Source organism: Rhizobium sp. R635 (assembly GCF_002211285.1).
GTDB lineage: Bacteria > Pseudomonadota > Alphaproteobacteria > Rhizobiales > Rhizobiaceae > Rhizobium.
Genome location: NZ_LOKX01000036.1, coordinates 174,666 through 194,328, shown reverse-complemented (window position 1 = coordinate 194,328; position 19,663 = coordinate 174,666). Strand labels below are relative to the sequence as shown.

The 19,663-nt window shown below is 64.4% G+C and carries 17 protein-coding genes and 1 pseudogene; 8 read left to right on the top strand and 10 right to left on the bottom strand.

Going from position 1 to position 19,663, the window contains the following annotated elements; all coding sequences use genetic code 11:
* Nucleotides 1–11 precede the first annotated feature (11 nt).
* The 4 genes from ATY78_RS26810 to ATY78_RS26795 all read right to left on the bottom strand — a co-directional run bounded on the left by ATY78_RS26810 (nt 12) and on the right by ATY78_RS26795 (nt 3,794).
* Entirely contained in the window at nt 12–920 is a 909-nt protein-coding gene (locus ATY78_RS26810; RefSeq protein ID WP_088685316.1) for a LysR family transcriptional regulator, read from the bottom strand.
* 383 nt (nt 921–1,303) lie between these two features.
* Nucleotides 1,304–2,326, bottom strand: a complete 1,023-nt coding sequence (locus ATY78_RS26805; protein ID WP_088685315.1) for an LLM class flavin-dependent oxidoreductase — start codon at nt 2,324–2,326, stop codon at nt 1,304–1,306.
* A 410-nt stretch (nt 2,327–2,736) separates the two neighbouring features.
* On the bottom strand, nt 2,737–2,994 hold the full coding sequence (locus tag ATY78_RS26800; RefSeq protein WP_088685314.1) for a hypothetical protein: 258 nt from the start codon (nt 2,992–2,994) through the stop codon (nt 2,737–2,739).
* Between the two features lie 5 nt (nt 2,995–2,999).
* On the bottom strand, nt 3,000–3,794 hold the full coding sequence (locus tag ATY78_RS26795) for a thioredoxin family protein (protein WP_088685313.1): 795 nt from the start codon (nt 3,792–3,794) through the stop codon (nt 3,000–3,002).
* 114 nt (nt 3,795–3,908) lie between these two features.
* Between ATY78_RS26795 and ATY78_RS26790 the strand changes: the two genes are divergently transcribed.
* From ATY78_RS26790 to ATY78_RS26775, 4 genes are all read left to right on the top strand, one after another.
* Entirely contained in the window at nt 3,909–5,129 is a 1,221-nt protein-coding gene (locus ATY78_RS26790) for a helix-turn-helix domain-containing protein (protein ID WP_088685312.1), read from the top strand.
* A gap of 26 nt (nt 5,130–5,155) precedes the next feature.
* Nucleotides 5,156–5,788, top strand: a complete 633-nt coding sequence (locus ATY78_RS26785) for a PQQ-binding-like beta-propeller repeat protein (protein ID WP_088685311.1) — start codon at nt 5,156–5,158, stop codon at nt 5,786–5,788.
* 372 nt (nt 5,789–6,160) lie between these two features.
* The gene (locus ATY78_RS26780; RefSeq protein WP_245313638.1) at nt 6,161–7,906 is read left to right on the top strand and encodes an ATP-binding protein; all 1,746 of its coding nucleotides are present in this window, start codon (nt 6,161–6,163) and stop codon (nt 7,904–7,906) included.
* Between the two features lie 10 nt (nt 7,907–7,916).
* The gene (locus ATY78_RS26775; RefSeq protein ID WP_088685310.1) at nt 7,917–8,318 is read left to right on the top strand and encodes a response regulator; all 402 of its coding nucleotides are present in this window, start codon (nt 7,917–7,919) and stop codon (nt 8,316–8,318) included.
* Nucleotides 8,319–8,548: 230 nt separating this feature from the next.
* On the opposite strand, the gene ATY78_RS26770 is transcribed toward ATY78_RS26775, so the two are convergent.
* Complete coding sequence (locus ATY78_RS26770) at nt 8,549–9,961, bottom strand: PLP-dependent aminotransferase family protein (RefSeq protein WP_088685309.1); 1,413 nt, start codon at nt 9,959–9,961, stop codon at nt 8,549–8,551.
* 162 nt (nt 9,962–10,123) lie between these two features.
* On the opposite strand from ATY78_RS26770, the gene ATY78_RS26765 reads away from it, so the two are divergent.
* Together ATY78_RS26765 and ATY78_RS26760 are read left to right on the top strand one after the other, a co-directional pair.
* The gene (locus tag ATY78_RS26765) at nt 10,124–10,987 is read left to right on the top strand and encodes a DMT family transporter (RefSeq protein WP_088685364.1); all 864 of its coding nucleotides are present in this window, start codon (nt 10,124–10,126) and stop codon (nt 10,985–10,987) included.
* Between the two features lie 173 nt (nt 10,988–11,160).
* A complete protein-coding gene (locus ATY78_RS26760; protein WP_088685363.1) occupies nt 11,161–11,610 on the top strand; it encodes a DUF4168 domain-containing protein in 450 nt (149 codons plus the stop codon).
* Nucleotides 11,611–11,688: 78 nt separating this feature from the next.
* Here the strand turns inward: ATY78_RS26760 and ATY78_RS26755 are convergent, their stop codons facing one another.
* Both ATY78_RS26755 and ATY78_RS26750 read right to left on the bottom strand, forming a co-directional pair.
* A complete protein-coding gene (locus tag ATY78_RS26755; RefSeq protein ID WP_088685308.1) occupies nt 11,689–12,303 on the bottom strand; it encodes a 3'-5' exonuclease in 615 nt (204 codons plus the stop codon).
* A gap of 62 nt (nt 12,304–12,365) precedes the next feature.
* The gene (locus ATY78_RS26750; RefSeq protein ID WP_088685307.1) at nt 12,366–13,796 is read right to left on the bottom strand and encodes a hypothetical protein; all 1,431 of its coding nucleotides are present in this window, start codon (nt 13,794–13,796) and stop codon (nt 12,366–12,368) included.
* A 483-nt stretch (nt 13,797–14,279) separates the two neighbouring features.
* Between ATY78_RS26750 and ATY78_RS26745 the strand changes: the two genes are divergently transcribed.
* Nucleotides 14,280–15,911, top strand: coding sequence for a globin-coupled sensor protein (locus ATY78_RS26745; protein WP_088685306.1), 1,632 nt, complete (start codon nt 14,280–14,282; stop codon nt 15,909–15,911).
* Between the two features lie 510 nt (nt 15,912–16,421).
* Nucleotides 16,422–17,189 (top strand): annotated as a pseudogene (locus tag ATY78_RS26740) (dienelactone hydrolase family protein); the annotation flags it as partial.
* 12 nt (nt 17,190–17,201) lie between these two features.
* Here the strand turns inward: ATY78_RS26740 and ATY78_RS26735 are convergent.
* The 3 genes from ATY78_RS26735 to ATY78_RS26725 all read right to left on the bottom strand — a co-directional run bounded on the left by ATY78_RS26735 (nt 17,202) and on the right by ATY78_RS26725 (nt 19,474).
* A complete protein-coding gene (locus tag ATY78_RS26735; protein WP_088685304.1) occupies nt 17,202–17,588 on the bottom strand; it encodes a cupin domain-containing protein in 387 nt (128 codons plus the stop codon).
* A gap of 120 nt (nt 17,589–17,708) precedes the next feature.
* The gene (locus ATY78_RS26730; protein WP_088685303.1) at nt 17,709–17,975 is read right to left on the bottom strand and encodes a DUF2277 domain-containing protein; all 267 of its coding nucleotides are present in this window, start codon (nt 17,973–17,975) and stop codon (nt 17,709–17,711) included.
* Nucleotides 17,976–18,262: 287 nt separating this feature from the next.
* Nucleotides 18,263–19,474 carry an ROK family protein gene (locus tag ATY78_RS26725; RefSeq protein WP_088685302.1) on the bottom strand — a complete coding sequence of 404 codons (1,212 nt, stop codon included), beginning with the start codon at nt 19,472–19,474 and terminating at the stop codon, nt 18,263–18,265.
* Between the last annotated feature and the right edge of the window lie 189 nt (nt 19,475–19,663).

The window sequence follows — 19,663 nt, the reverse complement described above, 5'->3', positions numbered from 1 at the left end:
ACTGGGCAGCTCTACCCGCGACGCCCGAACTCCCCAGCCATCAGCTCGATGAAGCCGCGCGCGCGCGGTTCGAGCAGGCGTTTGTCGGGGTAGAGCGCCACGATCTTGGCGTCTTCGGTTTCGAGGTGAGGCAGGACGTGGCGAAGGCGGCCGGCGGTCAGATCGGCGGCACTCAGGAAGTCGGGGAGGAGGGCGATGCCCAAGCCCGCCAGCGCCGCGTCGCGGATGGCTTCGCCGCTGTCGAGCCTCAGGCGGCTGCGCCCCGGCGCCTTGACGAAGGCGCCGCCTTCACCGCGGAAGCGCCAGCCCTGCCTTTGATTGCGGCTGGTGAAGAACAGGCAGTCATGGGCGGCGAGATCTTCGAGATCGCGCGGCTCGCCGCGCTCGGCGAGATAGGAGGGCGAGGCGCAGAGCCGCAGCTTTTCGCTTGCGATGACGCGGGAGGCGAGGCGGCTGTCGGCTGACGGTGGCATCGTGCCGATCCGGATCGCAAGATCGAAGCCTTCCTCGACGATGTCGGCGAAGCGGTCGGTGAAGCTCACCTCGGCCTGGAGATCGGGCCAGGCCCTGAGATAGTTTTCGAGCAGGGGCAGCACCACGAGCCGGCCGAAGGCCTCGGGAACGGTGAGCCGGAGAACCCCGCGCGGCGTGCCGCTCTTGCCCGCGACACTCGCCTCCGCCTCATCGACCGAGGCGAGGATCTGCAGCCCTCGCTCGTAGAACAGCCGCCCTTCCTCGGTCAGGCTGAGGCTCCGCGTCGTCCGCGTGAGTAGGCGCGCACCCAGCCGATCCTCCAGGCGGATCACGGCCTTTCCCGCCGCCGAACGCGAAAGCCCCATGGCCTGACCGCCGCCGACAAAGCTTCCGGCATCGACGACGGCCATGAAAATCAGGATATCGTTGAGGTTCGTGCGTGGCATGAGGCAACTCGAGCGGTTCGGTACAGCCATAACTCGGTCAGCCATGCGATGGTTCAAGGCTTGGGGCGTTGATGCTGCTTGAGGTAGGGGGCGCCGACTGTTGGCGGCATGCTTGTAGAAGACCCCGCCCCAAACCCCTCCCCACAAGGGGGAGGGGCTTAACTTGCCGCACCAGCTTCCTAAATCTTCGACGTTTCGGGAGGAGCGAGACGGTGCCTCAGCTTAGTCCCTCCCCCTTGTGGGGAGGGGTTGGGGAGGGGTCTTCGTCCGGCTGGACACAAGGCATTCTCCATCCTCGCTCTTTGATAAGCACGGGAATAGGCCGGGTGATGCCCGCGCCCAAAACCCGTCCTTCGATAAAGCCATCAATATCGCCGCCGAGCTCACCGCCAGCCGAGCGCCGGCGCCACATGGGTCAGGATCGCCTCGATGACATGGGCATTGTACTCCACGCCGAGCTGGTTGGGGACGGTGAGCAGCAGCGTGTCGGCTTCGGCGATCGCCTCGTCTTCGGCGAGCTGCCTGATCAGCACGTCGGGCTCGGCGGCGTAGCTGCGGCCGAAGATTGCGCGGGTCTTCTCGTCGATGAAGCCGATCTTGTCTCCTTCGTCGCCGCCATAGCCGAAATAGGCGCGGTCGCGCTCATCGACCAGCGCGAAGATGCTGCGGCTGACCGAGACGCGCGGCTGGCGCGTATGGCCGGCCGCCTTCCACGCCTCGCGATAGGCGCGGATCTGGTCGGCCTGCTGGACGTGGAAGGGCTCGCCGGTCTCGTCGTCCTTCAGCGTCGAACTCTGCAGGTTCATGCCGAGCTTGGCCGCCCAGACGGCGGTGGCGTTGGAGCTTGCGCCCCACCAGATCCGCTCGCGCAGGCCTTCGGAATGCGGCTCGAGGCGCAGCAGGCCCGGCGGGTTCGGAAACATCGGCCGCGGGTTCGGCTTGGCGAAACCTTCGCCGCGCAGCACTTCGAGGAAGACTTCGGCGTGGCGCCGGGCCATGTCGGCATCGCTCTCGCCTTCGGGCGGGCCGTAGCCGAAATGACGCCAGCCGTCGATCACCTGCTCGGGCGAGCCGCGGCTGATGCCGAGCTGCAGCCGCCCGCCGGCGATGAGATCGGCCGCACCGGCATCCTCGGCCATATAGAGCGGGTTTTCATAGCGCATGTCGATGACGGCGGTGCCGATCTCGATCCGCTTCGTCCTGGCGCCGACGGCCGACAGCAGCGGGAAGGGGGCGGCGAGCTGCCGGGCGAAATGGTGCACGCGGAAATAAGCGCCATCGGCGCCGAGCTCTTCGGCCGCCACGGCAAGGTCGATCGACTGCAGCAGGGCGTCACCCGCCGAGCGCGTCTGCGATTGAGGCGAGGGCGTCCAGTGCCCGAAAGAGAGAAAACCGATCTTCTTCATGGCCAGGCCTTTGTCCGTTGGGTTTGTGGTGGATCGGTCATGGCATGGTTTTGCCGTCATCCGCCATACCTCTTGTTGATAATTGCTGGAGTGGCGTGCCATCGCTCGAATCATTTGTCTCAGGGTGAGGTTCTCTTGAGCGCGCGTGGCTGGATTCCTATGCTGCGTACCACGTGCGGCCCCCTCATCCGCCTGCCGGCACCTTCTCCCCGCTGGGTAGAAGGGACATTGCCGCAAGGCCTCGCTCCCAATCGAAGCGCTTGATATGGTTACAGCCGCGCGCCGCTTGCTCCCTCTTCTCCCCAGCGGGGAGAAGGTGGCCCGAAGGGTCGGATGAGGGGGCTACACGGCACACCCTCTCTTACGGCATCCCTGCTTCTGTGACGGGCAAAACGGATGAATGCCAACCATCACCCGCGGCCCTTCCACCCACCAACAAGCCGCAGCCACGGAGCCAGGTGGAAGCCGGTCATCAGCAGGTACATCGATGTCATCCCGGTGAGCGGAAAGGCGTCTGCCGTGGTCATGCAGAGCATATCCGGGCTCCCGGCCGTCAGCAGCGCCATGATCGCGAATGTCGGGGCTGCGGCGAGCGACAGCCAGTTGGCGGCGTCGAGGGAGGGGCCGGCGTCGTCAGCCCGTTTCGAGGCGTGAGCGAAGAGCGCCATTGTCGTCACTCCTTGCCGTAGCGGTCGTGGTGGCGCCACCAGATGCCGGTTTCGTTGCGGCCCTTGGGGGCGCGGTCGAGCCATTGGTACATGCCCCAGAGCCCGTCGAGCCCGCGCGCATAGCTGGAATAGCTGTGGTAGACGGCGCCGTCGATCAGTTCGAAGGCGCTGACGCCAGGGCGGTCGCGGGTGTAGGTGGGGACGTCGGTGCCGGTCATGGAGGCGATCTGGACGATGGGTTCGTCGCTGCCGCGCGGCTGCCATTCCGGCACCGTCTTGCCCGCCGCCGGCTCGGGAGCGGGCGGTTCGCGGCGATAGTTATATTCGATCTCGCCCTGGCGCTGCTGCTCCGGGCTGAACCAGACGCTGAAATCGGCGTTGAAATCGCTGCCGGCCGACGAGGCCCAGGGAAAGCTCCAGTCCATGCGCCGCTTGAAGGCCTCGAGCTTTTCGAGCGGGGCGCGCGAGACGGCCCAGAAGGCGACGTCGTGGTTTTCCAGGTGGACGAAGAAACCGTTGAAGCCATCGGCGATCGACGAGCAGGAGGGGCATCCGGCGCTGTAATCCGGCCCGAACATGAAGTGATAGACCAGAAGCTGCGAGCGCCCGCCGAAAAGATCCTTCAACGAGGCGCCGCCGCCTTCGGTGTCGAAGCGATAGTCCTTGTCGATCCGGACGCGGGGCAATTGCCGGCGTTTGGCCGCCAGCGCATCGCTTTGCCGCGTCAGTTCCTTTTCCTCCTCGAGCAGATCGAGCCTTGCGGCCAGCCATTCTTCGCGTGTTGCGTTCGGCACTGTCATGGGTCTTCTCCTTTGCCTGTCTCTCGTCGTAGCATCCGGCTCGGTTGCGGCCGTTGGATGAAGCTTACGGCCGGGCAGGCGAATGGCGGGAGTGACAAGTGTGACGGGATTTGAATGGACTCGCTGATCACGGCCGCCGCGCGGGCGCTGGCATCGGGTGATGCGCTGGGTGCCTTGAAGCGGGTGGCGCTGCGCGACGATGCGCCGGCGCTCGCGCTGCGCGGCATTGCCATGGCGCAGCTCGGCGATCTCGTCCGCGCCAAGGCGCTGTTGAAGAGTGCGGCGCGTGCCTTCGGGCCGCGCGAGGCGGTGGCGCGGGCGCGCTGCGTGGTCGCCGAGGCTGAAATCGCGCTCGTCTCGCGCGACCTGACATGGCCGACGAAGGCGCTGGAGACGGCGCGCAGGGTTTTGGAAGCGCATGGCGACCGGGTCAACGCCGCCCATGCCGGCAATATCGCCATTCGCCGGATGGTGCTGATCGGCCGGCTCGATGAAGCTGAGCGCGCATTGGCCGCGCTCGACCCGATGCCGCTGCCGCCGCCATTGCGGGCGGCCCATGAGCTGGTGGCATCGGGCATCGCCGTCCGGCGCCTGCGGACGGAGGCGGCGCGGGCGGCGCTCGACCGGGCGAGGCTTGCGGCGCGGCAGGCCGGCATGCCCGTGCTGACGGCGGAGGTCGAAACCACCGCCCGCGTGCTCGATCTGCCGGCGGCGCGGCTGATCTCCCGCGGGGACGAACGGCCGCTGCTGCTTGCCGAGGTGGAGGCGCTGTTTTCCAACGGCACGCTCGTCGTCGATGCCTGTCGCCATGTCGTGCGCGCGGGCGGTGCGGTCGTGCCGCTCGCGAGCCGGCCGGTGCTTTTCGCGCTCGCCCGGGCGCTTGCCGAAGCCTGGCCGGGGGATGTGGCGCGGGGCGCGCTGATTGCGCGGGCCTTTCGCGGCAAACATGCCGATGAATCCCACCGCGCCCGGCTGCGCGTCGAGATCGGCCGGCTTCGCGCCGAACTGGCTGGGCTGGCGGAGGTCTCGGCGACCAAGCGCGGCTTTGCGCTGTCGCCGTGCGGCGCCGGGGAGATCGCCGTGCTCGCCCCGCTCGTCGAAGGGCCGCATGCGGCGGTGCTCGCCCTCCTTGCCGATGGCGAGGCGTGGGCGAGTTCGGCGCTTTCGATCGCGCTCGGCGCCAGCCCGCGCACCGTGCAGCGGGCGCTGGATTCGCTCGCCGGCGAGGGCAGGGCGCAGGCGATCGGGCGCGGGCGGGCGCGCCGCTGGATGAGCCCGCCGCTCTCTTCTTTCCCGACGATCTTGTTACTCCCCGGGCCGCTGCCGAGCGACTAGTATGGGTCATCCACAAGGAGGAAGAGATGAAGAAGTCTGCCGCGACCATCCTGCGTGAATATGGACCCTTTCCGGACGCCGAGCGCGTCAACGGCGTCACCTTCGACGGCCGGCACGTCTGGTTCGCCTCGGGCGACAGGCTGAACGCGCTCGATCCCGACAGCGGCGAGGTGGTGCGCTCCATCGAAGTCGCCTCCCATGCCGGCACGGCCTTCGACGGCGAATTCCTCTACCAGATCGCCGAGGACGTCATCCACAAGATCGACCCGAAGACCGGAAAGATCCTTTCCACCATCCCGGCCCCCGGCAATGGCGGCGATTCCGGCCTCGCCTGGGCGGAGGGCACACTCTGGGTCGGCCAGCATCGCGGCCGCAGGATTCATCAGATCGATCCCGAAACCGGCAAGATCCTGCGCACCATCGAATCCAACCGGGTCGTGACGGGCGTCACCTGGGTCGACGGCCAGCTCTGGCACGGCACCTGGGAAGGCGACGACAGCGACATCAGGCGCATCGACCCCGAGACGGGCGAGGTGCTGGAACGGCTCGACATGCCCGAAGGCACCGGTGTCTCAGGCCTCGAATCCGACGGTGCCGGCTGCTTCTTCTGCGGTGGAGGCGGCAGCGGCAAGATCCGCGCGGTGCGGCGGCCTGGGTAGGAGGGCCGGCGCCGGCGTGCTTTTTTTGAGCGCGGGGGGCACCAGGATTGAAAGGTGTGCCGCGTGGCCCCCTCATCCGCCTGCCGGCACCTTCTCCCCGCTGGGGAGAAGAGACTCGTGGCAACGTTTCGCCCTTCTTGAAGCTCTCTTTTGGAAACGAGGACAGGCGGCTTGCTCCCTTCTTCTCCCCAGCGGGGGTCCGAAGGACGGGTCGAGACCCGCGGCTCGACCCCGGTCGGTGGCCCGCAGGGTCGGATGAGGGGGCCACACGGCACGACATCCGAACATTCACAAGCTCTCAGGATGAGGCTCTCCTGGATGTTGACGCCTGCGACAATTGCCCGCCAGGCGCAATTCACCGTCCGTCAACCTTTGCGTGTCAATTTCTCGGCAGCGGACGCCGTCAAAAGGTTGCGGGTATTGAAGGTCGGGCTGACATCGCACATCACGTTCGTATTGGTGACGCTCACCTCGGCGGCGGCGGTGTTGTTTTGCGGGTTTGCCTGGCTTGCTTCCGTGAAGGTCGATGACATTTCGCTGCGGCGGCAGGCCGATTTCGTCGGCCAGGGGCTGGAAGAGCAGATCAAGGCGCTTCCGCGCGAACAGGACAGCGTCACCAAATGGGACGACGCCTTTCTCTATGCCAAGCAGCGGAACCATGAATGGCTGCTCGACAATGTCGGGCGGTGGACCAGCCAGTATTTCGGTCACGACAGGACCTATATTTTCGACGATAGCAACCGGCTGATGTTCGCCTTCCGCGACGGGACGGATGCCATGCCGCCGAGGCTCGGCAGCGACGATGGCGAGGAGATGACGGCGCTTGCCGGCGAAATGCGCGCCGCCCTTGCCGAAAGTGCCGCAAAGCCCGGCGCCGCGCCGCTCGGCCAGCTCTCGCAGGTGCGCACGATCATGATCGGCAACCGGCCGGCGATAATAAGCGCGCGTCCCATGCTGCCGAGCTCGACGAGGATGCAGATCGAGCCGGGCCAGGAGTTCATCGCCGTCTCGGTCAAATTCATCGATGGCAAAGTCGCCGAAAACATCGCCCATTATGCCCGGCTCGAAGGGCTGCGTTTCGCGCTCGTCAAAGGCCCGGACGAGCGGGCGCAGGTGCCGGTGGCCTCGCATGACGGCGGCACGATCGGTTATCTCGTCTGGCCGCCCATCCGGCCGGGCTTCATGCTGCTGAAGCAGATCGCGCCGGCCGGGCTCGGCTGCCTTGTGATACTGATCACTGCCGTCTTCTGGCTCGGGCGCGGGCTGCACCGCACCTCGCTGACCTTGCTCGACAGCCAGGCCGAGCTGACCCACCACCGCAACCATCTGGAAGAGATGGTGGCCGATCGCACCGCCGAAATCGAAAGGCAGAGGGAAGAGCTGGACCGGCTGCTTGCGCATGAACGCCACGTCAATGCGCTGCAGCGCCAGTTCGTCGCCATGGCCTCGCACGAGTTCCGCACGCCGCTCGCCATCATCGATGCGGCCGCCCAGCGGCTCTGCCGCTCCACCGCCAATGTCAGCGGAGATTACGTTCGCGAGAAAGCCGGCGTGATCCGCAGCGCCGTCGTGCGCATGGTCGGCCTGATGGAGAGCATCCTTGCCAGCGGCAGGCTGGAAACCGGGCAGATTACGCTGAAATGCAGCGAGGGCGATCTGAAAGCGCTGCTCGCCGAGTGCTGCGAGAGGCAGCGCCCGCTCAGCCGCTCGCATGTGCTCCATCTCGATATCGAGCCGATCCCGGATCGTTTGACATTCGATCGCAGCGCGATGGAACAGGTGTTTACCAACCTGATCTCGAACGCCGTCAAATATTCGCCCCATGCGGGTGATATTCATATTCGCGCCCGGACCGACGAAAAGATGGTGGAGATTTCGGTCGCCGATAGCGGCATCGGTATCGATGCCGAGGATCTGCCGAAACTGTTCCAGCCCTATTTCCGCGCCCGCAGCGCCACCGGCATTGCCGGAACCGGCATCGGCCTCAACGTCGTCAAGCAGGTCGTCGAACTGCACGGCGGCAGGGTCGAGGTGAGAAGCGAGCTCGGCAAGGGCACGGTGTTTACGATTCTCCTGCCGATAGAGCGCCTATCGCAGGGCCAACAATTTGCAGCCTAAGGAAAATCTCATGGTCACTGTCCTGTGCATAGAAGATGAAGTCGAGATCCGGAACCTCCTCGTCGAGGAGCTGAACGAAGCCGGATACAGGACGCTGGAGGCCGCAAACGGCGCAGAGGGATTGGAAATGATCCTGTCGAAATGGCCCGACATCGTCATCAGCGATATCTCGATGCCCGTCATGGACGGCCACCAGCTGCTGGCGGAAATCCAGATCAACCATCCGCAATTCTCCAACATCCCCTTCATCCTGCTGACGGCGCTGACCGACCGCGAAAACACGCTGGCGGGGCTGCGTGCCGGGGCTGCGGATTATCTGACGAAGCCGCTGGATTTCGATCTGCTGCTTGCGAAGCTGGAAGGATGTGTGACGCGGCTGGAGAATGACAAGGCGGTCAATCGGTCGTTTTGATTGGGGTAAAAGACCCCGCCCCAAACCCCTCCCCACAAGGGGGAAGGGCTTAACTTGCCGCACCAACTTTCCAATTCTTCGACGTTACGGGAGGAGCGAGGCGGTGCCTCAGATTAGTCCCTCCCCCTTGTGGGGAGGGGTTGGGGAGGGGTCTATCCCGCTTCGGAGCGAATGCACGAAGCGTAAGCGAAGGGCATGATTGGGCGTGCGATGAGGCCCTCGAACTAATCCTACCTCCCCAACACATCCGCCAACACCGCAAACACCCGCGCATCCAGCGTCTGCGATACATTGAACCGCATGAAATTCGTCGCCGACTGCGACAGGCTGAAGGCGTTTCCCGGCGCCAGCACGATGCGCTTTTCCAATGCCGCGCGGGCCACATCGGCCGCGTCGATGCCGTCGGGCAGGCGGCACCAGAGGAACATGCCGGCCTGGGGTTCCAGCCAGGGGGTGATGCCGAGGCCTTTCAGCCGGGCGGAGACCTCGGCCATGGTGCGCGCCAGCCGCTGGCGCAGCGTTTCCATGTGTTTTCGGTAGCCGCCGTCGCTCAAGACGTTGAGCACGACTTCGGCCGTCATCCGGCCGCCGCCGAAGGAGGTGGCGATCTTGAGGTCGGTGAGGCCGTCGATCCATTCGGGCCTGGCGGCGACGAAACCGCAGCGGGCGGACGCCGAGAGCGTTTTCGAAAAGCTGCCGATATGGATGACACGCTCCAGCCCGTCGAAGGCGGCGAGGCGGGGTGCGGCCGTATATTCGAAATCGGCGAAGATATCGTCCTCGATGATGGTGAGGTCGAACTGGTCGGCGAGTTTCAGGAGGCGGTGGGCCGTGACCGGGGAGAGTGTCGCGCCGGTGGGATTGTGGATGGCGGAATTGGTGATGTAGAGGCGCGGGCGATGTTCGGCGAGGGTCTGCGCGAAAAGCTCGAGATCCGGGCCGGCTGAAGTATAGGGCACGCCGACGATTTTTGCCCGGTGGGCGCGCAAGAGCGCATGGAAATTGAAGTAGCAGGGATCGTCGACCAGCACGGTGTCGCCGGGTTCGAGCAGGAAGCGGCAGATGAGGTCGATCGCCTGCGTGCCGGACTCGGCAAGCAGGATCTGATCCGGCGAGGCCTCGATGCCGCGTTCGCCCATGCGCCGCGAAATCAGCTGGCGCAGCGGCGGCAGGCCGAGCGGCGAGCCGTAATCGGCAAGGGCCGACCCCTCGGCGCGGGCAAGGGTTCTGAGCGCCCGGCGCATGCCGTCGCCGGGAAGCCAGGAGGGCGGCAGCCAGCCGCAGCCAGGCTTGAGATCGGCATCATCGGCCTCCAGCGATTGCCGCGAGATCCAGAAGGGATCGACGGCGCGGTCGAGCTTCGGCCCGGCTTCGGCCAGCGCGAAGGGGGCGGCCTGGTTGGCGACATAGAAGCCCGAACCCGGCCGTGACAGGATCGCGCCTTCGGCGACCAGGCGCTCATAGGCATCGACGACGGTCGAGGTCGAGAGCTTCATGCTGGACGCGAGGCCGCGCACCGAGGGCAGCCTTGCCCCCGGCGTCAGGCTGCGCCCGGCGATGCGCTGCCGGATCGTCGCCATGACCATCTCGACGCGGGTGCGTCCCGCCAGCTCTTCGTTCATCCGTACTGCCTTCCGCACCATAACAGTTTTGCCAAACCGTATCAGACCGTCACTGTCATGGCTATCGGTATCGGCGGATAAGGGTGAACGGCCCGTTCTTGCGAATTCGATTCAGGAAACGCGGCTTAGGTCATTGTTTTTATGCATGCCGCACAGGGCGGCATGCATCGGGAAGGAGTGCATATGGAGCGCATGACGGCAGGGTGGATCAATGGTTTGATCGGGGTGGTGATCTTCAGCGGTTCGCTGCCGGCGACGCGCGTGGCGGTGGCGCAGTTCGATCCGGTCTTCCTGACGGTGGCGCGCGCGGCGATCGCCGGCATTCTGGCGCTTTGCCTGCTGATCGTCTTCCGTGAGAAGCGGCCGGCCGGGCGCGACATTCTCTCCCTTATCGTCGTGGCGCTCGGCGTCGTGGTGGGCTTTCCGCTGCTGACGGCGCTGGCGCTGCAGCACGTCACGTCGGCCCATTCGATCGTCTTCATCGGCCTCTTGCCGCTCGCGACCGCGACCTTCGGCGTCATCCGCGGCGGAGAACGGCCGAAGCCGGCCTTCTGGCTCTTCTCCATTCTCGGCAGTGCGGTGGTGGCGGGTTTCGCTCTGGCGCAGGGCCTGACGGCCTCGCCGGTCGGCGACCTCCTGATGCTCGCGGCCATCCTCGCCTGCGGCCTCGGTTATGCCGAAGGCGGCCGGCTGTCGCGCACGCTCGGCGGCTGGCAGGTGATCTCCTGGGCGCTGGTGCTGTCACTGCCGATCATGATCGCGGTCGCCTTCGCCTACCGGCCGGCGACGTTTTCCGGCATCGAAACGCCGGCGCTGATCGGCCTTGCCTATGTCTCGCTGTTCTCCATGCTGATCGGCTTCATCTTCTGGTATCGCGGCCTCTCGCAGGGCGGCATCGCCGCCGTCGGCCAGCTGCAGCTGCTCCAACCCTTCTTCGGCCTGGCGCTCGCCGCCACCCTGCTGCACGAGCCGGTGACATGGACGATGCTCGGCGTGACGGTGGCCGTCATTTTCTGCGTGGCCGGAGCGCGGAAGTTTGCGCGCTGAACTCGGGCTGATGCCACAAAGCCGCCGCTCAATCGTCAGTAAATGGCCCCGTTATCGCCGCATCGAGCCCTTTTCAGGCTTCATCGTCGCGACCTCGCCAGCCTTTTCGAGCGGCTGAGCGATCGACCGAGGCGGTCTTGCTGCCGTCCAAAATCACCGGAAAAGGAATGAAAATGATCACTCGTTACACATCCCTCGCAACGATGACCGCCGCGGCTTTCAGCCTTCTTGCTCTCAGCCCGGCATATGCGACGGAGCTTGCCCAGGCGCAACAGCAGCCGGCCGCGCAGGGCCAGGCGCCGATGCAGGGACAGGGCGGCGGCAGCGGCGCGGCGGCCCCCGTCAGCGATCAGAAACTTGAAGCCTTCGCCGTCGCCTATGTGCAGGTCGACAAGGTCCGGCAGGAATATTCGGCCAAGATCGATGCGACGAAGGACCAGGCGGCAAAGCAGAAGCTGCAGGACGAAGCCAAGAAGCAGATGGTCGAAACCGTCCAGGCCTCCAACGACATCTCGGTCGAGGAATATTCGTCGATCCTGACGGCCGCGCAGAGCGATCCGGCTCTCGCCAAGAAGGTTCTGGAAAAGATCGGCACCCCGCCGCCGGCGCAGCCGCAGCAGTAAGGCGTCACGAACGCCGCGCCGTTCGTGGGAGAAGCGGTGCCTGTCATTTCGTCGGGCACTGCTTTAGAGCTTTGGCCCTCAGGGCCGGTCGAAAAGCTCGGGATCCAGTTTCCCGATCCGCATCAGATGCTGCAGCGTGTATGATATCGACAGAGCATCATCGAGACCGTCATGCGCCTGGAATGGGGGATGTTCGACGCCGTAATAGTCGGCGAGTTTGCTGCTCCGCGTTTTTGCCAGATCCTCGATCGGCATGCCGGCGGCAAGGAGCAGCTTGACGGCGTTGTCGAAGCGGCGGGCCGGGATGGGCGGCTCGATGCCGGCGACATAGCAGCTGATCGCCATCATGTTCATCTCGTCCTTGCCCCAGGACCAGAAGCGGGCGCCGCCCGAGAAGCTGTCGACAGCGGAAAGCGCCTCCTGCAAGGCAACGCCATGAGCCTCGATATCCGCCTCGGTAATGCCGGTGAGATCGGTGAAGTAGGGATCGAGCGGATACCGTCCGCCGAAGCGGTCGACCGCCTTGATATAGGATTTGTGCGTATCGAGAATCGGGAATTCGCCTTCGAGGCCGAGCTTGACGGCGCCGATCTCAGCGATGACCGGATCGGGATCATGCGCCCCACACCAGAACCGGCGCTGCGAGCCTTCAAGGCAGAGAAATTCACAGTCGAATATGATGGCGGTTTTCATTGTCTGCGGCTCCCAAACGGACTGTCCAATGCGGCCATTGTGGCGCTGATTTTTATCGCGTCTCACTCCGTATCGAACTTGAAGATCGGCCGGCCGTTGAGCGTGAAGGCTTCGCCCGGATGGTAGAGATAGGCGGCGCAGGCGCGGTCGAGGCGCATGGCGAAATCATTGGCGACGGAGAGGCGGGCTTCACCGCTCGGGGCCTGCCGTATAAAGGCTCGCAAGGCCTCCTGATCGCCTTTGGCGAAGAGTAGTTCGGTCACGATGCCGAAGGTTTCGAGATCGGCGGCGAGAATCGGCGAGATGGCGTCATCGCGCACCTTGGTCGCCATCTCGGTCCAGCGCGGCCAGTTGATCTTGTTGGATAAGTCCTCGGGTCTGGGTGGCACGGCATCCGCCTTGCCCGTCACGTAAGGCTGCAGAGCCTCGACGGCGAGCAGGCGATCTATGACGTCGCGGATGGTGAAGGCACCTGATGTCCCGACGTAACGTTTGCCGTAATAAGCTCTCTTCTCCAGATTGGTCTCGATTTGCGATCGCCCGGCAAGATCGATGGCGGTTCGATAGCCAAAGAGCCAGCCGGCATCCATCGTGCCGCTTCTCTGGATCGCGCCGCTCTGGATTTGCTGCGTCAGCCTTTGAGCAACGAGAGCGCCGATCTTGTACTCACCGTCGACCACAGTCACGCTCTCCAAAAAGCTTTCCTCGGGTTCGAACGCCATTCCGATGAAGATATGCTGGAGTTGTTCCTGCTCCGGGCTTTTCCCACTCACTCTGGGATGCCCGACCATGGCTCGCGCAAAATTGGCATCGAAATCCGGCCGAACCTTACTGCCTTTCGTGCTGCCGCGGGCAATGAAGCGGTCCCATGCCGAAAGGTCGTTTTCGCTCGCTGCCAGATAGTTTGCTATGTCGGGCACACCGTTGGCTTCCGCCGTGCGGACGATCTTCTCCTTGAATTCGTCCGACTGATCGACGATCGACGCCGAAATCACGCCGCCGCCTTTGGTGAATGCGCCGGCCGTGGTGTCGAGCGGTATGAAGGGAAAGGCAGCGAGCCGCTTCGTCAGCAGATCTTCGCCACCGTCCAGCAGCAGCGCGCGGATGCCCGATATGCGAAGCCCCGACATCATTTCATCGAATTTTTCGGCGCTGGCCGCGCCACGGAACGCCTTGTGACCGAAGCGATGGAGATACCAGGCAGAGACGAGGTCGTCCGCAGCCTGAGAACTGGGACTCCGTTGAAGCACTGCGGCGAGCAGGATGCGGGTTTCCTCATTGCCAAGCCCCGCATAGCGGATCTTGAGATAGGCCGCCTCGGGGCCGTACTTATCCACGGCCGCCGGCGGCAAGGCGTCGTGGCCATTGAGCACGATGTCGCTGAAGGCGAGAATCGTTTCCCTCTGCTGGCAGAATTTATCCGCGGCAAGAGCCGGCGAGGCGAGGCAGGACAAGTAAAGAAGGCTGAAAAATCCGGTCAATATGCGAAGCATCGTCAAATCCTTGCGGTTCCCCAAATGCAGCCCCTGACATGGGGCGCGACCGCCGGCCGGAGGATAGGCGGCTGCTGCGTGCGCGGCAAGGGGATGGCACGGGGAAGTGGTGGGTTTTGATTGATCTTGCGCTCCTCGAATTAAGAAGGGCGTGCCGTGTGGCCCCCTCATCCGACCCTTCGGGGCCGCACGCACATCGAACGACGCGTTGCTGGCATGGACTTAAGCCGTTGAATCCCAAAAACGTCGCCATCCACGAGGCCGGACACTCGTCCGCTATCGCGGCCACACTTACATCGAGGCGGCATCCAAAACCCGCACTTCTATCCATTTAGCGCCGCATCATTGCGGTCTGCCAAGGCCGTTTACCCTTTGTCAACCATGCGGCCATCAATTCGACTTTAGTTCGAGAGGCGCGGGCACTGGATTGGAAGCTGGAGCCCGCGCCGCATCGTTCGAGAAATTCTGTTTCAAGAGGGATTCATGCAGAACTTTTCCCATGCGCATAGGGGTGATCAGGCTCAGTCGAAAAACCAGAATATCGAGCGCCGCCTCGAATTCATGGAGCTCGACGAGCAGGGGCGCGCCGGCATCCGTTCGCTGAAAGCGCTGATCGAGCGCGAGCTGCCGCGTGGTCTCGACAAGTTCTATGCGCAGCTGCGCAACAGCCCCGAGGTCAAGCGCTTCTTTTCCTCCGACGAGCACATCGCCCGGGCCAAGGGCGCCCAGATGGGGCATTGGGCCAATATTTCGGACGGCAATTTCAGCGAGGATTATGTCGGCAAGGTCCGCACCATCGGCACCGTTCATGCGCGCATCGGCCTGGAGCCGAGGTGGTATATCGGCGGCTACGCGATCATCGTCGATCACCTGATCCGGAGCGCGGTCGAGGAGATGTTTCCGCAGGGGATGTTCTCCCGCAAGACGATGAAACCGGCGGAGTTCGGCAAGGCGCTGGCAAGCCTGGTCAAGGCCGCGATGCTCGATATGGATCTTGCCATTTCGGTCTATATCGACGAGGCCGAGGTCGCCAAGCAGAAGGCGCAGGCCGACGCGATTGCCAGCGAACAGAAGCTGGTCAGCGACTGTTTCGGCAAGGCGATGGCCGCCATCGTCGCCAAGGATATCAGCTACCGCATCACCGACGAGCTGCCCGCCGCCTATCACCGGCTGCGCGATGATTTCAACCATGCGCTGGAGCAGTTGACGGGCACGATCCGCGAGATCGATGGCGCCGCTTCGCAGATCAATGCCGGCTCGCAGGAGATCCGCTCGGCCGCCGACGACCTTGCCAAGCGCACGGAGCAGCAGGCGGCCTCCATCGAGGAGACGGCAGCCGCACTCGAAGAGATCACCACGACAGTCAAGGATTCCAGCCGGCGCGCGGAAGAGGCGGGCCAGTTGGTCGCAAGGGCGCGCACGGGCGCGGAAAAATCCGGCCAGATCGTCGAGCGGGCGGTCACCGCGATGGGCGCGATCGACAGTTCCTCGCGCGAAATATCCAGCATCATCGGCGTGATCGACGAGATCGCCTTCCAGACCAACCTGCTGGCGCTGAATGCCGGCGTGGAAGCCGCGCGCGCCGGCGAGGCCGGCAAGGGCTTTGCCGTCGTCGCCCAGGAAGTGCGCGAGCTCGCCCAGCGCTCGGCCAAGGCGGCAAAGGAGATCAAGGAACTGATCAACACATCAGGCGAGCACGTGAAGACGGGCGTTTCGCTGGTCGGCGAGACGGGCGAGGCGCTGAGCGTCATCGTCGACGAGGTCAAGGAGATCGACCGCCACATCGGCTCGATCGTCGAGGCCGCGCGCGAACAGGCGACCGCGCTCGCCGAGATCAACATGGCCGTCAACGCCATGGACCAGGGCACCCAGAAGAACGCCGCCATGGTGGAGGAATCCACCGCTGCAAGCCACGCGCTGGTGCGCGAGATCAGCCGGATCGCCGCCATGCTCGCCGAATTCAACATCGACAAGACAAGCGCATTCCGCAGACCGGCGCCGGCAAGGCCGGCGGAAACCGGCTCTCCGGCGCGCGATCTCCGGGCAAAGGTGGCCAGGGCGTATCCGACGCAGGGCAATGCGGCGCTGGCGAGCGGGCAGTGGGATGAGTTTTGAGGGTGTATGACCTGTCGCGTGGCGTGAGTTGAGATAGGGTAGGGTGTGCCGCGAGGCCCCCTCATCCGGCTGCCGCCACCGACCTGGGTGAGCCACGGGTCTCACCCGTCCTTCGGACCCCCGCTGGGGAGAAGAGATTTCGTGGCGGCGTCCAGCTTTCGATCTACCGTCGCTTGAATGTGAATGCGGCAGTGCCGCAAGTCCCTTCTCCCCAGCGGGGAGAAGGTAGCCCGAAGAGTCGGATGAGGGGGCCACACGGCACACCTTCGCAGGTCGCGACACCCTCCGACGCAGCCTCACTTGGCAACGCCTCGCCCTTGCGCACGACATAAGTCGCCAGCCGATGGCGCATTTGCCGATATTCGGCTAACCTGCCTCGAGGCGATGCCGAACGCAAGTCCGCTCGCCACGTGATACAATCCGGTCGAGGGTAGTTCAGTGCAAATCGCGAGATTTTGCTTCTGTTTTGCCATCTGTCTCGGCATCGTGCCACATGCTGGCCCGCTCTATGCCGACGAACTGGTGCGCTTCGAAAGCGCGCCGGTCAAGCTGAGCCCCTTTCGAATACGCAAGGCGAAAGAACAGGCGGAAACTCTCCCTCAACCGCAAGGGACGCCATTGCTCGGTTACGTGTCTCGCCCGCGGGGAGATGGCCCTTTCCCGGCAGTCGTTCTCCTGCATGGATGCGAGGGCATGCGTTCGAGCGTCAAAGACCTTTGGCCGAAACGGCTGGTTTCCTGGGGTTACGTCGTGCTCATCGTCGACAGCTTCACCACCCGCAACATCATGGACGCCTGCCAGCGCTCTCTTCCCGATCGTGTCTTCGACGCCTATGGAGCCCTGGATTATCTGTCGAAAGCGAGCTTCGTCGATATCAGGCGCGTCGCCTTGATGGGTTTTTCGACGGGCGGCACCGTAACGCTGGACGGGACGAAAATCCAAGGCAACGAACAGCTCATGGACCGCAAGTTCAAGGCGGCGGTCGCCTACTATCCGCGCTGCGCGGCAACTCAGGGCGAGGCGACGGTGCCGACCCTGATCTTGACCGGCGATCGAGACAATTGGAGCCCCGCCGACCAATGCCGGAAAAGGCTCGCCTCCCTTGGTGACGATGGCGCGCCCATCGAGCTCAACATCTATCAGGGCACCTACCACAATTTCGACGCCCCGGAATTCCGCGCCGGAAGGAGGGTGCTGGGTCATATCGAAAAATACAATCCGAACGCCGCCGCAAAATCCATCGGCAGCGTTCGCACCTTCCTGCGAAAGTATCTCTAGAGAGTGCAAGGCTCAGTTGGCGGGCACGACCAGCGCCTCGTCCTTGCGCACGACATAGGTCGCCAGCTCGGATGCCTTGCCGTCGCCGACGTTCCTGGCCGAATGCACCACGCCGGAGGGAATGAACAGGGACTGGCCGGCCTCGAGGATCACCGGCTCCCGGCCGTCGAGCTTGTATTCCAGCACGCCCTCCAGAACGTAGGCGATCTCTTCGCCCGGATGCGCGTGTCGCGGCGCGAGAACGCCGGGCGCGAAATCGACACGCACCTGCACGGCTGCGTGGCCGGGCACGTCGATATCGCCGCTGACGAGATCGGTGCGCTGCAGCGGCTGCTCCGCATGCGCTGCCGCAGCCGTGCCGAGGAGAAGGGCGAGTGTTATCGCCTGGATCATTTTCATCGTGTCATCCTTCCTGAACTGACCATTGCCGGCTCGTTGGCCGCGATGACATTTCAGCCGATGAATGAACCAGGCATGTGTCGGGAAATCTGGGTTTTTGTAAGCGAATGTATCTGCGGGTCAGGCGAACCGGACCGCGTTTTTCGCCCGCGCCTTCGCCGCGACTTCCTCGCGGTCGCGAGGTGGTTGAGAGGTCTCCAATGAATCGATCAGTTCGCGGGCGCAGGCGGCGATCGAACTGACCGCGCGCTCGAACGCGGCCTCATTGCGCTTCGACGGCTTGGTCGCTCCGCTGAGCTTGCGCACGAACTGGAGCGCGGCATCATGGACCTCGTCGTCCGTCGCCGGTGGGTCGAAATTGAACAGAGGTTTTATGTTTCGGCACATGGTTTGCTCGCGGTCGTTTGTCTTGAGTGGCCTGATACCAAAAAGGTAGTTGGGTGGAGGTGAATTGCAACGGGGCAATCGCGGCCCCCTCATCCGCCTGCCGGCACCTTCTCCCCGCTGGGGAGAAGAGATTCGTGGCAGCGCCTCGCTTCCAGTTTACCGCTGTCGTTTGGATGTGTATTCGGCAGTGCCACAAGTCTCTTCTCCCCAGCGGGGAGAAGGTGCCGGCAGGCGGATGAGGGGGCTGCTTGGTAGGACCCGTCGGGGGAAACTCTGTCGCCTTCTCATCAAGCCGCCGAGGTCGAGCCTCTCGCGCCAAGCGTCGCAATATCCGTCACGCCGCCCGATGACTCGAAGTCGAAGATCTTCTGCGTTACCAGCGCCGCAGCACCTCTTGCCCAGGAGTTGTCCTCCCAGTCGGGCAGCAGCGGTGGGGCGGTGCGGAAGGTTCGGGCGGCGAGGGCTTCGCGCAGGGGCGTGAGGAAGGGATCGCCGAGGGAGACGGCTTCGCCGCCGGCGACGATGACTTCGGGGTCGGTGATGTTGACGAGGTTGGCGAGTGCCGTGCCGATGCCGCGGCCGGAAGCGGCGACGAGGGCGGTGGCGGTGGCGTCGCCTGCGGCGAGGGCTTCGCAGAGTTGGGGGAGGCCGAGTTCTTCGCCGCGGCCGGTCGCTTCACGCCAGCGGCGCAGCATCGAGAGTTCGGAGTGATAGGCCATCAGGCAGCCGCGCTTGCCGCATTCGCAGAGGCGGCCGTTCTCTTCGAACAGCGTGTGGCCGAATTTGCCGGCCGCACCATTGGCGCCGCGATAGAGCTTGCCGTCGATAACAAGCGCACAGCTGATGCCGACGCCGACGGCGAGCACGGCCATGTTGCGGTGCTGGCGGCCGAGGCCGAAAAGCTGCTGGGCGATGGCGTAGGCGTTGGTGTCGTCCTCCAGCCAGACCGGCACATGGACGCGGGCAGCCAGCAGCGAGGCCAGCGGAACGTTGTCCCATTGGAAGCGGTGGCTGCGCACGCAGGCGGTCTGTTCGTGGTTGATGACGCCGGGCATGGAGATGCCGATGCCGGCGAGCTTGGCTTTCGGCCGGCCGGCGAGCTTCACCAGTTCGGGCACGGTGGCCGCCAGGAGATCGGCGACATAATCCGGATCGTGGCCCTTCAGATCGACGCGCATGGCGGCGACGGGATTGGTGGCGAGATCGGTCGCCACGCACTCCACCGAATCCACCATCAGCTTGAAGCCGACGGCGAGCGAATGCTCGTAATTGATCTCGACCGGGATCGGCCGGCGGCCGGCCGGGCCGGGCACGGCCTTGCCCTCGGTGACGATACCCTCTTCCAAGAGATCGGCGACGACGAAGGTGACGGCGGCGGGGCTCAAGCCGATCACGGTTGCGATATCGGCGCGGCTCCTCGGCCCTTCGCGTCTGAGAAGGTTGAGGATGAGGCGTCGGTTCATGGCTCTCGCCGTGGTCTGGTCGCCTTTCAGCTTCACTTTGCATTCCTTAATTTTGTAAATTAATTATTGCGGGTCGGTTTGATTTATGCATAAGTCTGCCCGCCGATCAACAGAACGAGCCAAACGGATTAGGGGCGTTGCATCGTGGAGGGTCGGCATGTCGAGCGCCTGATCGGGCGGGCTTCAAGGAGGAGCCGCTGGAAGAGGGCGGTGTTGATCGATCAA

Bases quoted from the DNA above. Each gene is read 5' to 3' on its own strand.
- ATY78_RS26745 (WP_088685306.1), top strand. From the start codon at position 14,280: ATGCAGAACTTTTCCCATGCGCATAGGGGTGATCAGGCTCAGTCGAAA.
- ATY78_RS26765 (WP_088685364.1), top strand. From the start codon at position 10,124: ATGGAGCGCATGACGGCAGGGTGGATCAATGGTTTGATCGGGGTGGTG.
- ATY78_RS26770 (WP_088685309.1), bottom strand. From the start codon at position 9,961: ATGGTGCGGAAGGCAGTACGGATGAACGAAGAGCTGGCGGGACGCACC.
- ATY78_RS26750 (WP_088685307.1), bottom strand. From the start codon at position 13,796: ATGCTTCGCATATTGACCGGATTTTTCAGCCTTCTTTACTTGTCCTGC.
- ATY78_RS26800 (WP_088685314.1), bottom strand. From the start codon at position 2,994: ATGGCGCTCTTCGCTCACGCCTCGAAACGGGCTGACGACGCCGGCCCC.
- ATY78_RS26730 (WP_088685303.1), bottom strand. From the start codon at position 17,975: ATGTGCCGAAACATAAAACCTCTGTTCAATTTCGACCCACCGGCGACG.
- ATY78_RS26790 (WP_088685312.1), top strand. From the start codon at position 3,909: ATGGACTCGCTGATCACGGCCGCCGCGCGGGCGCTGGCATCGGGTGAT.
- ATY78_RS26810 (WP_088685316.1), bottom strand. From the start codon at position 920: ATGCCACGCACGAACCTCAACGATATCCTGATTTTCATGGCCGTCGTC.
- ATY78_RS26795 (WP_088685313.1), bottom strand. From the start codon at position 3,794: ATGACAGTGCCGAACGCAACACGCGAAGAATGGCTGGCCGCAAGGCTC.
- ATY78_RS26805 (WP_088685315.1), bottom strand. From the start codon at position 2,326: ATGAAGAAGATCGGTTTTCTCTCTTTCGGGCACTGGACGCCCTCGCCT.
- ATY78_RS26760 (WP_088685363.1), top strand. From the start codon at position 11,161: ATGATCACTCGTTACACATCCCTCGCAACGATGACCGCCGCGGCTTTC.
- ATY78_RS26785 (WP_088685311.1), top strand. From the start codon at position 5,156: ATGAAGAAGTCTGCCGCGACCATCCTGCGTGAATATGGACCCTTTCCG.
- ATY78_RS26735 (WP_088685304.1), bottom strand. From the start codon at position 17,588: ATGAAAATGATCCAGGCGATAACACTCGCCCTTCTCCTCGGCACGGCT.
- ATY78_RS26775 (WP_088685310.1), top strand. From the start codon at position 7,917: ATGGTCACTGTCCTGTGCATAGAAGATGAAGTCGAGATCCGGAACCTC.
- ATY78_RS26755 (WP_088685308.1), bottom strand. From the start codon at position 12,303: ATGAAAACCGCCATCATATTCGACTGTGAATTTCTCTGCCTTGAAGGC.